This is a genomic window from Proteus columbae, from assembly GCF_009914335.1.
Lineage (GTDB): Bacteria > Pseudomonadota > Gammaproteobacteria > Enterobacterales > Enterobacteriaceae > Proteus.
Map to the genome: position 1 here is coordinate 3586520 of NZ_CP043925.1, position 13980 is coordinate 3600499.

General features: G+C 40.2%; 13 protein-coding genes. 9 read left to right on the forward strand and 4 right to left on the reverse strand.

Going from position 1 to position 13980, the window contains the following annotated elements; genetic code table 11:
- Positions 1-123: 123 nt before the first annotated feature.
- The 4 genes from F1325_RS16720 to F1325_RS16735 all read left to right on the forward strand — a co-directional run bounded on the left by F1325_RS16720 (position 124) and on the right by F1325_RS16735 (position 4896).
- Positions 124-918, forward strand: a complete 795-nt coding sequence (locus F1325_RS16720; protein ID WP_160230737.1) for a protein bax — start codon at positions 124-126, stop codon at positions 916-918.
- A gap of 163 nt (positions 919-1081) precedes the next feature.
- Entirely contained in the window at positions 1082-2500 is a 1419-nt protein-coding gene (locus tag F1325_RS16725; protein ID WP_109373270.1) for an MBOAT family O-acyltransferase, read from the forward strand.
- The gene (locus F1325_RS16730; RefSeq protein ID WP_109373269.1) at positions 2487-3689 is read left to right on the forward strand and encodes an SGNH/GDSL hydrolase family protein; all 1203 of its coding nucleotides are present in this window, start codon (positions 2487-2489) and stop codon (positions 3687-3689) included. Before F1325_RS16725 ends, F1325_RS16730 begins: the two co-directional genes overlap by 14 nt.
- Positions 3664-4896, forward strand: a complete 1233-nt coding sequence (locus F1325_RS16735; RefSeq protein WP_109373268.1) for an SGNH/GDSL hydrolase family protein — start codon at positions 3664-3666, stop codon at positions 4894-4896. Before F1325_RS16730 ends, F1325_RS16735 begins: the two co-directional genes overlap by 26 nt.
- Positions 4897-4964: 68 nt before the next feature.
- Here F1325_RS16735 and F1325_RS16740 read toward each other — a convergent pair whose 3' ends face one another.
- The 4 genes from F1325_RS16740 to gntR form a co-directional block, all read right to left on the reverse strand.
- Complete coding sequence (locus tag F1325_RS16740; RefSeq protein ID WP_109373267.1) at positions 4965-5903, reverse strand: methyl-accepting chemotaxis protein; 939 nt, start codon at positions 5901-5903, stop codon at positions 4965-4967.
- A 150-nt stretch (positions 5904-6053) separates the two neighbouring features.
- Positions 6054-7391, reverse strand: coding sequence for a gluconate transporter (gene gntU, locus F1325_RS16745; RefSeq protein WP_109373266.1), 1338 nt, complete (start codon positions 7389-7391; stop codon positions 6054-6056).
- A complete protein-coding gene (gntK, locus tag F1325_RS16750) occupies positions 7388-7942 on the reverse strand; it encodes a gluconokinase (RefSeq protein WP_109373265.1) in 555 nt (184 codons plus the stop codon). The genes gntU and gntK overlap by 4 nt, the downstream gene beginning before the upstream one ends.
- 322 nt (positions 7943-8264) lie before the next feature.
- Complete coding sequence (gntR, locus tag F1325_RS16755) at positions 8265-9260, reverse strand: gluconate operon transcriptional repressor GntR (protein ID WP_160230738.1); 996 nt, start codon at positions 9258-9260, stop codon at positions 8265-8267.
- A 231-nt stretch (positions 9261-9491) separates the two neighbouring features.
- Between gntR and F1325_RS16760 the strand changes: the two genes are divergently transcribed.
- From F1325_RS16760 to modD, 5 genes are read left to right on the forward strand one after another with little or no spacing between them, the layout of a single operon-like run.
- Positions 9492-10523, forward strand: coding sequence for an iron ABC transporter substrate-binding protein (locus F1325_RS16760; RefSeq protein WP_109373263.1), 1032 nt, complete (start codon positions 9492-9494; stop codon positions 10521-10523).
- Positions 10520-11518, forward strand: a complete 999-nt coding sequence (locus F1325_RS16765) for a FecCD family ABC transporter permease (RefSeq protein WP_109373262.1) — start codon at positions 10520-10522, stop codon at positions 11516-11518. The genes F1325_RS16760 and F1325_RS16765 overlap by 4 nt, the downstream gene beginning before the upstream one ends.
- The gene (locus F1325_RS16770; protein ID WP_160230739.1) at positions 11515-12309 is read left to right on the forward strand and encodes an ABC transporter ATP-binding protein; all 795 of its coding nucleotides are present in this window, start codon (positions 11515-11517) and stop codon (positions 12307-12309) included. The genes F1325_RS16765 and F1325_RS16770 overlap by 4 nt, the downstream gene beginning before the upstream one ends.
- A complete protein-coding gene (locus F1325_RS16775; RefSeq protein ID WP_109373260.1) occupies positions 12296-13120 on the forward strand; it encodes a class I SAM-dependent methyltransferase in 825 nt (274 codons plus the stop codon). The genes F1325_RS16770 and F1325_RS16775 overlap by 14 nt, the downstream gene beginning before the upstream one ends.
- Positions 13117-13965, forward strand: a complete 849-nt coding sequence (gene modD / locus F1325_RS16780) for a ModD protein (RefSeq protein WP_109373259.1) — start codon at positions 13117-13119, stop codon at positions 13963-13965. Before F1325_RS16775 ends, modD begins: the two co-directional genes overlap by 4 nt.
- Positions 13966-13980: the final 15 nt, after the last annotated feature.

The following is a 13980-nucleotide window of genomic DNA, read 5'->3' on the forward strand; positions in this document are numbered from 1 at the left end:
TCTTATACATTTATTTAACAAATCACTCGTAGTTATCCTAATGTGAGGCGATATTTTGTAGCTATGAAAAAAGTAATTTGTTAGTATTCGTTCGATTTTTATCCAGTTAAACGAGGAGAAGCAATGCCCTCTCAATTGATGAGGACAAGTGCCGTCTTCGCTTTCTTGATTTCACTACTCTTTACTGGTGTAAGCTTTGCTTCAACCAGTACCGGCAGTTCCCAAATGCTGCAGGCGTATTCTTTCAAAAGCACGTCAACACCGTTGCCAGATTTGAAAAAATACCCATCGGGAACGCAGCGTAAGAAAGCGTTTTTAAATGTCATAGTTCCTATTATTGACAATGTTAATAATAAGATTTTGAGAGATCGTGAGTGGTTACTCGCTCAACGTAAAGCCCAGCACTGGGGCAGCGCAGAGTTAAAAAAACTGCGTGAGATCTGTCAATACTATGGCGTTACATGTACCAGCCCCAAAAAAGTAAATTGGGATTCGTTATTGACTCGCGTTGACATTATTCCGACACACTTTGTCGCAACGCAAGCCGCTACAGAATCAGGTTGGGGCACATCGAAGTTGGCACAGCAAAACAATAACTTATTCGGTATGCGATGTGGGAGTCAGTCTTGCAATAATGTACCAGGGAAAACCAAAGGCTATGCAGCCTACCCTGATATTGAAGGCTCTGTGATTGCTTATATGCGTAATCTCAATACGCACCGCGCCTACAATTCATTGCGCTCCTCAAGAGCACAGCAAAGAATGACGCAACAGCAACTCGACTCTCGCCAGTTAATCACTGACTTGAAAGGTTACTCAGAAATGGGCTCAAGTTACAACGATTATCTGACCGAAATGTTCGACTCAAATAAAAAACTGATCACCCAAGTTCAGTTGCAGTCGAAACAAGAAAGTTAGGCCTTAGCAGGCTTTCATTGTGTAAAAAGCCACTTTTCTTTCTAGAGAAAAGTGGCTTTTATTTATCACAAGACAATCTTTTGATTGAAAGCCGGCTTAGAATTCATAATATATGTGGTAATACGTTTGGTATGACTTTTAAATCACACCCTTAGAGCCATTTATGAATTTTTTTTCATTCGAGTTTCTCGGAGCCTTTGTTAGCTTTTTTATTCTATACTGGCTCTTTCAAAAGCAGATTAAGATCCAAAATATTCTACTGATTACAGTCAGTTATGCTTTTCTCTTTTATGCAGATTATCGTCCTGCGATTATCTTATTAAGCTATACACTCTTTATTTATTTACTGGCAAATATATTAACTAAGTACACTTCTTCTAAAGTCATCTATTGGCTATTGGGATTATTGGTTGCTGTTTATTTTACTGCCTTTAAATACTACTCATTTTTCCAAGAATCACTGACACAGGCATTCCAGCAATGGGGACTCAGTATTGAGCTTCCTCTTATTGAATTGCTGGCACCATTAGGACTCTCTTTCTATATTTTTCACTCGGTCAGTTATGTGGTTTCCGTTTGTCGAAAAGAGATCCCTAAAGCGCCTTTTTTAGATGTCGTTCTTTATTTATGCTTTTTCCCAAGCATTGTGGCGGGGCCAATTAATCGCGCCAAAGAATTTCTCCCTCAAATTCAGGCACCAACACGAAAAATCATTGATTATAAAGGGGCGATCATGCTGATTGTTTTAGCTATCGCAAAACTCTTTTGGTTAAGTGGTTGGTTCTCAACAAACTATGTTGATCCTGTTTTTAATGCACCCGATTTAGCGCAAAGCGGGCAAGTCTTAACGGCTATCTATGCCTACGCATGGCATATCTATTTCAACTTTTCGGGTTATACCAATCTAGTGACAGGTATTGCCTTATTGCTCGGTTTTATCGTGCCTCGTAACTTTAATGCGCCATATTTAGCGATCAACCTCGCTGATTTCTGGCGTCGTTGGCATATCAGTCTATCTACCTTTATTCGCGATTACGTCTATATTCCTTTAGGGGGCAATCGTAAAGGCGTTATCAGACAGAACTTTAATGCTTTTGCAGCAATGGTCATTTCAGGATTGTGGCATGGCGCAGCAATGACCTTTATTATTTGGGGCGCAATTCATGGAATTGGCGTAGTGTTATTAAATATTAAACACCGCCTGTTTCCTGTGAAGAAAAATGCGCCACCCACTGCGCTATCTTCGTTAAATATGTTGTTATCATGGATTATCACGTTCCACTTTGTTTGCTTTGCTTGGATCTTTTTCCGCAGCCAAACAATCGGAGATGCTCTTGTTTTGATACAACAACTCTTTAGTGCAGGTGCTTGGGCTTCATTACAAGCTGAAGGCTTAACGCTCTTTATGTTCTGGGGACTTTTCTTACTTTACCCTTGCTTTGTCACCTTAAGGGATATTGTGGCTCGTCTTGAGAAAAGAGTGCCGTGGTATGTTTATCCTCTGCCACTTGCATTGATCCTCACAATTATTTTTATGTTGTCTCCAGATGGGGTGCCAGGATTTATTTATGCCAGCTTTTGATTTCTGCTCAAACTTAAAAAAGACAGCAAAAGTCGCTTTAATGGTACTGTTAAGTACCCTCTTGCTGATTTGGCTAAACCAAACATCACTAGAGCGCTTTTGGCAGCAGCAATATCATCGTCCTGCGCCTTGGTCTGGACTTTCTCATTATTATGCTTGGCAAGTGGGAGGACAACTGCGTGATGGCGTATTTGTTGCGGTAGAAAGCTATGGAGATTATCTACAAGTTAATCATCCTGATAATCAGGCAAAGCCAATAGAACAAATCTCAACATCGGAGCAACTTCCAGAAGGCTTTGCGGTGGGATTGCATTTCTTTAATGGTTATACACGACCTGCATCCCAATTAACGCAACGCTTTCCACAATTACTGCAACGTAAACAAGCAATGAGTGGATTATTTTACCATTCAGTTACGGATGTGTCTGATGCTGCTTTGGAAGCCTTAAAGCCTATCGTACAAAAGACAGAAATTATTTTATCACCTAAAGATAAAGTCTTATTTGCAGGCGACTCAATGATGCAGGGTGTTGCTCCTTTACTTAAACGCCAACTTCAAGCGGACTACAACATCAGTAGTATTGATTTAAGTAAGCAAAGTACAGGGCTGGCTTATCCTCGCTTTTTTAATTGGCCTCAAACGATTGCAACGCGATTAGCCAGTGATGACTCTATTAAATTATTAGTGGTCTTTTTAGGCCCTAACGATCCTTGGGATATGCCTCCAGATGGTGGAGGACGCTACTTAAAATTTGCAAGCGAAGCATGGGAATCAGCCTACCGAGCGCGAATTGCAAGCATTATAGAAAATGCCAGACAGAATAATGTCACGGTTATTTGGGTTGGGCCACCTAATATGCGCAAGCAGAAGTTATCCGAAGGGATGGCATATCTTGATAAACTTTACCGTGAAGAAGCTGAGAAAATGGGCGAAATTTACCTTTCCGTCAATGATATGTTTAAATATGAAAAAGATATTTATTCTGATTATATGGGGGATGGTAGTAGTCGTGTTAAGTTAAGAGCTGGTGATGGCATTCATTTTAGCTTAAAAGGTCAGCAAATTATTGCTCAACACGTATTCTCACGTATTCATCTTCAAGAAGAAACGAAAGAAGATAATGCAGTTGATGATGTAAAAGATAAAAACACGGTCATTGTAAATGAAACAACTAACGCACATCCTTGAGCGTAAAACCTTAGTCAGTAGTTCAATCATACTGGCCTTGGTTTCACTCTTAGTCGCTTGTAATCAAGACACTGAAAAAACGGTGAAGTTACCGACACCCACAGTATTACCTGCTGATGGTTCAAGACAACTTTACAACTATCACGATCCTCACTTTGCAGGCTTTGTTAAGAAATTACAACAAGGCGGCCAAACGGTGCATATCGTTCAGTTAGGTGATTCCCATACTGCGGCTGACTTTTTCAGTGGTAAGTTGCGTGAGCGTTTTCAAGCAGACTATGGCAATGGCGGCATTGGTTTTATTCCCCCGACTAATATCGCAGGTCAACGTATTGCAAACGTACAATATCAGAGTGATAAAAAAGCGTGGACACTGCTTTCGAGCAGAAAAGATAGCGATCCTGATTTTCCATTAGGTGGCTTTATTAGTGAGCCTCAAGCGAAATGGGCAAAATTACAGTTATCTGAAAACCCAGTCACTCAGCAACGTTATCAATTGCAAGCACTCTATAAAGCCCCAACAACAGCACAAATGAATGTACAATCATCAACAAATAAAGTGCTTTCATTATCGCAAACGCAAGGTAAATGGCAGTTTTCAAACCCAACAGCCATGACATTCCCTGTTAGTATTACCGTCAGCAAAAATCAGCCTGTTAAATTAGGCGGTTGGTTGATCACTAATCAACAGCCTGGCGTAATGCTTTCCTCATTAGGCATCAATGGTGCCACTATCAATATGATGGATAAATGGGGTACACAATGGACTGAAACGTTAGGACAATTAAACCCTGATATGGTGATTTTAGCGTATGGCACAAATGAAGCGTTTAATGACACTTTCGATTTGAACGCCTATCGCCAACAGCTTACGGATAAAATTCGCCAAATTCGCCAACAAGCTCCCAATAGCGCCATTTTATTAATTGGACCTTCTGACTCAATCAAGAATAAAGAAGCACTTGACTGTCGCTCACAACAGCCTCAATGGCTAAGCGATATTATCAGAATTCAAAAAGAAGTGGCTCAACAAGAGAAAACGCTCTTTTGGGATTGGCGTGATTATATGGGTGGCGAATGTTCGATAAAAGCATGGGCGCTGTATGATTTAGCAAGACCTGATGGTGTTCATCTTTCTCGTGAAGGTTATGAAAGCAGTGCCAATACACTTTATAGCCAATTGAATACCTTAATAAACAAGAGCTAATTCACGCGGTTCAACACACAAAAAGGAGCTTATCGCTCCTTTTTATTTTTGTTGTTTTATTCATCAAGTTAGTAATTATCTAAATTTAATAAAACATCGACATATTTGATAACATCAACGCTGGCTTGTTCCATTTTCTCTATATAGTGTGCAACCGCTTCTTGATTATCTTCTATATTGGCCTTTAATGCTAAACGTCCGCATTCATGCACTAATTTATGGGGTTCTTCTAAGCGACGAAAGGCGTCAGTTTTTGCAAATTTTTTACCATCACCTTGATAATACCATTTCCCTAAACGGCACTCTGTATGCTGATTAACACAGTGTTCATCATCATTATTTAATAAGTGAATATAAATCGCTTCTTTCCATAAAACATGATCAAGTTTGACCGTATTAAAAAACTGTTGCATCGAAAGAAAGGTAAAAATATGTTTAAGCTCGCTAGCTTGTTCTGACAGTGACGTTAAATTTTGATGTCCTTCTTCAACCAGTGTTTTAACTTGTTGAACTTGCTGTTGGTTTTTTTCTGTAGTTTCTTTAACGGGAATAAAGCGAGCACCTAAATTATTATTAATGCTAGCAATAGAAGATGCTTGTTTTTGGATCTCTAATGACAACTTTTTCATCTCTTGAGCTAAGACTGAAAATCCCGCCCCTTCACGCCCGATGTGTCCAGCTTCAATTGCTGAATTAATTGATAAAAGATTCGCCTGACTGGAAAGCCTATCAATATTGCTGGCGCTATCTTTAATTTTTTTCAACCAACTTGAGAAATCGTCTATCTCTTCTCGGCTATGTGTAAAATGCGTATCCACTTCATTTAGAAATTGAGTCAATGACTGCGAATTATCCAACATCTGGCTAAAGAGATGTTCCATTTCATCAAGCAAATTGAGCTTATCTTGTAATTTATTACTTGATGCTAAAATCGAATCTCGAATTAGCGTGATGGTGTGGATATTACAATCCGTGTGTTTAATAAAAAGCGAATTATAGTCAACCATAAAATAACAGCCCTAGTTTGCCCACTTAATAAATAAACCTATAGATTAATGAGAAACGGGATATTTTCTGTCACATTTCATAGTCATTTATAGCAATGAAAAAAAGCGCGTCAAAAGACGCGCTAATTACAAGAAAATAAAGATTCAATTTTATAAAAAAGCGAAGAAAATCATACCTACGACAGCACCCGTTGTGCCGAGAATAGTTTCCATCAATGACCATGTTTTTAATGTTTGTGCTTCTGTTGCGCCAGTAAATTTACCGAATAACCAGAAACCTGAATCATTAACGTGGCTAAGAATAATAGAGCCACCCGCAATACAGATTGATAATGCTGCCATTTGAGCACCACTATAGCCCAGCTCATTGATAACTGGTAAAACTAAACCAACCGTAGTTAAACACGCAACGGTCGCTGAACCTTGGATCACACGCACAGCGCCTGCAAGGATAAAACACGCAATTGCAATTGGCATACCCGCGCCAATTAACGCATTACCTAATGCAGGACCAACGCCAGAATCAACTAACACTTGCTTAAAGACACCACCCGCACCAGTGACCAATAAAATGATCCCAGCAGGTTGAATTGCTGCAGAGCAAATCTCCATCACTTTTTCTTTGCTCATACCACGGCGAATAGCTAAACCGTAAATAGCCACTAAACAAGCAACAAGAATAGCGATAAAAGGATGACCTACAAACTCAAGAATATTGTATAGCTCAGTCTCTTTCTCAACAAAACGCGCACCAATAGTTTTAAAGCCCACTAAAATTAACGGTAATAACACAAGTGCAAGACTAAAACCAAAAGAAGGCATTTTGTTTTGACCTAAACTTGGTTCTGACAAATCTTTTGGTAATTCTAATGTGACGTAACGACTAATAAAGTTACCGAAAATAGGACCTGCTAATAACATCCCCGGAATAGCTGCACATAAACCAATTAAAATCATCCAACCAAAATCAGCATTCATTTGGTCAGCTAACAGCATTGGTGTTGGCCCCGGCAATAAGAAGGCAGCTGCACCTGCCACACCCGCAAAGAGAGGGATGGCCATTTTCACCACATTGCCACCAGTACGGCGAGCAACAGCAAATACAACACCAATTAACAAGACAACAGCAACGTCAAAAAACAGAGGTAAAGCACAGATTAAACCTGCAATACCTAATGCGTAGTTAGCCCGTTTCTCACCAAAATATTTTAATAATCGCACTGCAATTTGGTCTAATGCCCCTGTTTCATGTAGCACCTTACCAAACATTGCCCCTAGCGCGACGACGATTGAGAGGAAACCTAACGTACCCCCCATCCCGTTTTGCATGGTTTGTGTGATCTTCTCTAAAGGCATGCCAGAGAAAATACCGGCACCAATGGCGACAATCATTAACGCAATAAAAGCGTGTAAACGCGCGTACATCACAAAAAAGAGCAATAATAAAACCGAGCCAACCGCGGTTAGCACCAGTGTTAATGTACTCATACCATTTCCCCTTCAAAAGTCTTTTGAGTGACTGAATTTATTGTCTTAATTGCACTTTCAATCACGTCATCAAGTGGCATTGAAATATCAATTTCATATACATCATTTTCAGCTTTTGTTGGCTCTTCTAGGGTTTCAAATTGAGTCACTAACATTTGAGGTTTAAAGAAGTGCCCTTTACGTGCTTTTAAGCGGCTTTCAATTAGCTCATAGTCACCTTTTAAATATAAAAAGTGTAGACATTGATTGCCCTCTCTTAACATATCTCGATACTGTTTTTTCAATGCAGAACAAACAATTAACGAAACTTCATTGGTTCTTTGCATCGCAAATGCTGCATCATTTAATGCTTTTAACCAAGGCTTACGATCTTCATCATTTAAAGCGTGCCCCGATGCCATTTTAGTAATATTTGAGCGAGGGTGCAGGAAATCACCGTCTAAAAATGCCGCACCTGTACGTTGTGCCACACCACTTGCGACCGCAGATTTACCGCTGCCTGATACCCCCATTAAGATAAAAACATGGTGTAGGGATTGGGTATCGTTCATAGAATGCTCCTTTAAGGCAGATATTAAGTCTTTTTTGTAATGTTACCCGTAACTGTTACGGGTAACATATCCGAAGTGGTAAGGTGAATACAACAACGAAGATCAACTAAGGAGCGAAAATGTGAAGCGACTCTCAAATGAAAGTAAGATGATCTACAAACTGACAACAAAACATCTGATCAGCTTCTTTTTATTCACCGCAAAATGGGAAGTAATAACGCTGAAAGAGAGAAGGTATCTCAATAAAAAACCCTACTGTTAATCATATAACAATAGGGTTCATAAAATTATTAATTTATTTTAATATCAATAAGTTAAATATTTAAATACTTTCACCAGTAATAATGCGGAAACCAACATCAATCACTTGGCCTCGCGCAACTTTACCTTTCATTCGTTTAAGCAATAGATCAGCTGCTTGTTGCCCCATTTCATCACGAGGGGTAAAGATACTCGCCAGACGAGGCGTCATCACTTGTCCAACATCGTGTCCGTGGAAACCCGATATTGCAATATCCTCTGGCACGGAAATACCTAAACGCTGACATTCAAAAACAGCACCAATCGCAATATCGTCATTGGTGCAATAAAGTCCGTCTAAATCAGGATATTGCTTACGTGCAGCATGTAATAATTCAGCCCCTAATGAATAAGATGAGCTTTTTGGCGTCATCACATTACCAACAGGTAAACCCGCATTTTGCATTGCTTTTTCATAACCGTTTAAACGCATTAAGGTTCGTTCATCCTGTCTTGCGCCAAGGTAAATAACGCGTTTACATCCACGTTTGATCATCTCATTGACCATCTGTTTTGAAGCATCAACGTTATCTAATCCTACTGCCGAATCAAAACAAGGCGAAACGCTATCCATGATCTCCACCACAGGAATACCCGCAGTTTCTAACATTTTTATTGTTTTTGGTGTGTGCGTTCTTTCAGCAAGAATAAGCCCATCGATATTATAAGAGAGTAATGAAAGCAAGCGCTCTTCTTCTTTTTCAGCACGATATCCATAGTGCGCTAACATAGTTTGATAACCGTATTTATCGGTCACTGATTCAATGCCACGAATAACTTCGGCAAAAACTTGGTTAGTTAAAGAAGGTAGTAATACCCCAATCGCATGACTGGTCGAATTAGATAAAATATCAGGAGCGCGATTAGGAATATAATTAAGGCTCTCTAATTCACGCGCAATTTTTTCTCGTAAAGCTTCAGAGACTTGTTCGGGGTTACGCAAAAAACGACTCACGGTCATTTTGGTAACACCAACTCGCGAAGCTACATCCTGTAATGAGGGGCGTTTTTTCTTCATTTTATATCGCAACTATCCAAAAACACTCGTATTAATACGCGCTTTAATTTTCCAAGAATGCTGATTATAGCCCTAGGTTATACACTATTTCGAATAAAGTTTTTCAGATGTGTGCCGAGATTTGATTTTGACTGATGATCCCTTGACTTAAGCCAAAGGAAAGATAGTATTCTTCGCTGTAGAATAAATGAAATAACGATATCAATATAAAACAATAAACAGTGTGAACCTATGGCGATCCACAGACGACAATTTCTAACTTACCTCACGACTATTGCGACATTATCGGCACTTCCACATTCGGTAAGAGCCGCAATAACCTCGCGTATTGCAGCACAATTTGGTCATATTCCTGCATCAGCCACAATCCATCGGGTGATTAGTGCGGGACCGCCTACTGATCAATTGTTACTCGCATTAGCACCTGAAAAATTATTGGGTTTTTCCTCACTTAATTTAGAAAAAAGCCCTTTATTTTCAGATGAACTACGCAAACTCCCCCGTTTAGGACGTTTATCAGGGCGAGGAAGTACACTCTCTTTAGAAGCTTTACTGACGTTAGAGCCCGATATCATTATTGATAGTGGTAATGTGGATGAAACCTATCGCTCATTAGCGAAGCGTGTCTCTGATCAAACGGGTGTACCTTATGTGTTAATTGATGGCATATTAAAAGATAGCCCAGCTCAGTTACGCCAAACAGGGGCTTTATTAGGTGTTGCAGAAAGAGCAGAAACATTAGCGCAGATTGCAGAGCAATATCTTAGTGATGCCGCGCTTTTTGTATCTGAACAAAAAGAGAGTCCACGTTTTTATCTTGCTCGAGGTGCCAAAGGATTACAAACGGGTGCAAGAGGCTCTATTCACACAGAAGCCATTGAAGCCTTAGGTTTTGAAAACGTGGTTGATATTCCTGATTTTACTGGTTTGACTGATGTTTCCCCTGAACAACTGTTAATGTGGAACCCTGAAATTATCATCACACAAGATGAAAATGCCTATCAGCAAATCACACAAAGTTCTGTATGGAACAGCATTCAAGCCGTTAAAAACAACAAAGTGTTACTGTTTAAAGGGCTACCATTTGGTTGGTTAGATGGCCCTCCGGGTATCAACCGTTTAATGGGGATGCGTCGCTTACAGAGCCATTTTGACGTTCGAATAGAAAAGCAAGCCGCTCAAGATCTACAAAATTACTTTGCTCATTTTTACCATACGCAATTAAGTGCTGAACAATGTCAGCAATTGCTGGGGTATTCATGAGTCAATCAGTACGTATCACGCTTTTATTTGCGGTATTCTTCATCGTTGCGTTAATTGCAATCACCAGTGGTAAGTATTCACTTACCGCTAATGAACTGTGGACGCTGGTAAGTAATAAATTAATAGGCAATGTAGAATACAGCAGAACTGAAACCGTCTTTTGGCAAATAAGATTTCCCCGTGTTCTTGCGGCAATCTTAATTGGTGGAGGACTCGCTATTGCGGGAGCTGCTTATCAAGGTATGTTCCGTAACCCATTGGTTTCTCCTGATATTCTTGGCGTTTCATCAGGTGCGGGCGTGGGTGCTGTTTTAGGTATTTTTCTTGGGCAATCGATGTTGTCTATTCAGCTATTTGCCTTTGCAGGCGGTTTGGCAACGGTTGCCTTAGTCTATTTTATTGCAAGGCTTGCTAAACAACATGACCCTGTCCTTTCCCTTGTATTAGTTGGTATTGCGATTAGTGCATTATGTGGCTCGGCAATTTCATTAATGAAAATTCTCGCTGATCCTTATACGCAATTGCCCTCAATTACCTTCTGGCTTTTAGGGGGGCTTTCAACTATTACCGCCTCTGATTTATTTTCTGTCGCACCGTTAATGCTGGTTGGCTTTATTCCGCTGATTTTATTGCGCTGGCGTATGAATATCCTCAGTTTATCTGATGAAGAAGCCAGAGCATTAGGTTTAAATGTCGAAGTGACGCGGTTAGTTTTTATTTTGTCAGCAACATTGATAACCGCAAGTGCCGTTTCTATTGCGGGCATTATTGGCTGGCTAGGCTTAATAGTGCCGCATATTGCAAGATTGTTAGTGGGTGCTAACTTTAGCCAACAACTGCCTGTTTCTTTGCTTGTGGGCGCCATTATGCTGTTAATCACTGACACACTAGCTCGCACTATTGCCAGTATTGAACTTCCATTGGGTATTTTAACCTCCGCCATTGGTGCGCCATTCTTCCTAATGTTGTTACTTAGAACAAGGAAAGGCGCATGATCATTGCTAATGCAAAACAGCTCGCCATTGGCTATAAAGGCAAAACCTTAATTAAAGATCTCTCATTCCACATCGAACAAGGGCAAATCATCTGCTTATTAGGTGCAAATGGTTGTGGAAAAACCACACTGATGCGAACGTTGTTAGGGCTAATACCTTGTATTGAAGGTGAGATTAATGTTGCGGGGAAAAAACTAAGTGAGTGGTCACCAACAGAACTTGCCAAAGTAGTTGCTTATGTTCCTCAAGCAACGCATATCCCCTTTTCTTTCAATGTTATCGATATGGTTGTGATGGGACGAGGTGCACATTTATCCTTTTTCTCTATGCCAAGTTATCAAGATAAAACAATGGCAATGGAAACCTTAGAAATGCTCTCGCTTTCTCATCTTGCTCACCGAACTTTTGATACCTTAAGTGGTGGTGAAAAGCAGATGGTCTTGATTGCTCGTGCTTTAGTACAACAGCCCAAATTACTGGTTATGGATGAACCCGCGGCCAGCCTTGATTTTGGTAATCAAATAAAACTACTTACCCAAGTTAAGGCATTAAAAGCATTAGGGATCAGTGTTTTTATGTCAACACACCATCCACAACATGCCGCTTCATTGGCTGATGATGTCATTTTACTGACACCTCATGCTCCTGTTTTGCAAAATAGTCCTGAGATTTTGCTGACACCCAACAATTTAGCACACCTTTATGGTGTAAAAACCACAGATATTCAGGCGCATTTTCACGCCTACTCGGATAATAACAATGAATATAGGCAAGAATATGAACACCATTGAAACCACAGATTTTGCTGAACTTTATAAAAACCACATGGTACAGGCTGAAAGAACCAAAAAAGAGCCAGAACATTGGGATAAACGTGCTGAAAAAATGGCAGAAACCTGTGCCAATCCTAACGATCCTTATTTAATTAAGTTTCGTGAAATGATGGATTTTACAGGTGCAGAAACCTTATTAGATGTGGGTTGTGGCCCTGGCTCTATCAGCATTCATGTTGCGGATAAATTCAAAAAAGTCATTGGTATTGATTACAGTACAGGCATGCTCGCAGTGGCTAAACGTAGAGCTGAACAAGCAGGCATCAATCACGCCGACTTTATCACTTGCTCATGGGAAGATAGCTGGGATGCACTTCCTCGTTGTGATATTGCGGTCGCTTCACGCTCAACGCTCGTGATGGATTTAAAAGCTGCGCTATTAAAGCTTAATCGCCAAGCTAAATTACGTGTTTATACGACCCACACCGTATCCCCAACTTTTGTTGATCAACGCATTATTCGCTTACTGGGTCGAGATATTCCTACGCTACCAACCTACATTTATGCAGTAAATATGCTTAACCAAATGGGTATTCACCCTAAAGTGGATTATATCCGTAGCCGTAATTGCCAAAGTAATTTCAATAGCCTTGAGCAATTTATTGAGGGGATCAACTTCTCCGTAGGGCCTTTAAGTGAAGATGAAATAACACGTTTAACAAACTACTATCATAACAGCATTAAAAATGGCGTTTCACTGATTTCGCCTACGCGTGATTGGGCGATGGTTTCTTGGGATGTCGTGCCAGAAAGTGAGTTAACACTATGATTTATTACCCGGATGCCTTTCTTGATAATTTATTGATGGAAGATATTCAGTATGGTGATTTAACAAGTCGCGCCCTGAATATCAGTGATCAATTAGGTACGATGACATTTACACGTCGTGAAGCAGGCTGTGTTAGTGGGATCACGCTAGGTTGCCGTTTATTAGAAAAGTTAGGGTTAGAGGTAAAAGCACATCGACAAGACGGTGATTTTGCCGACAAAGGCGATTGTTTAATCACAGCAGAAGGTCGTGCTGATGCACTACATCAAGGCTGGAAAGTGGTACAAAACGTGCTGGAGTGGAGTTGTGGTGTGAGTGACTATATGGCGAAAATGCTAGAAATCTATCACCACTATCAACCGAAAGGGCAAATTGCGTGTACCCGTAAAAATATCCCAAATACCAAGTTACTGGCAACACAAGCGGTACTTGCGGGCGGTGGTGTGATCCATCGCCAAGGTTGTTCTGAAACTATTTTGCTCTTTGCTAATCATCGCCGATTTTTATCAGAGCCAGATAATTGGGCACAGCATGTTAAACAGTTACGCCAAGCGGCACCTGAAAAATGTATCGTGGTAGAAGCTGACGATATTGAACAAGCAAGAGAAGCGTTAAAAGCCCAACCAGATATCTTACAGCTTGATAAATTCTCCGTTGAAGATATTGCTCAACTCCAACATGAAGCGCCTCAAATTGCACCTCAATGCCATCTTTCGTTGGCTGGCGGAATTAACCTGAATACGATTGAAAAATACGCACAAACAGGCATTCGTTTAATGGTAACGTCTGCGCCTTATTATGCACCACCGACGGATATTAAAGTTCGTCTTTACCCAAAAGATTAAATAAAAATAATAACT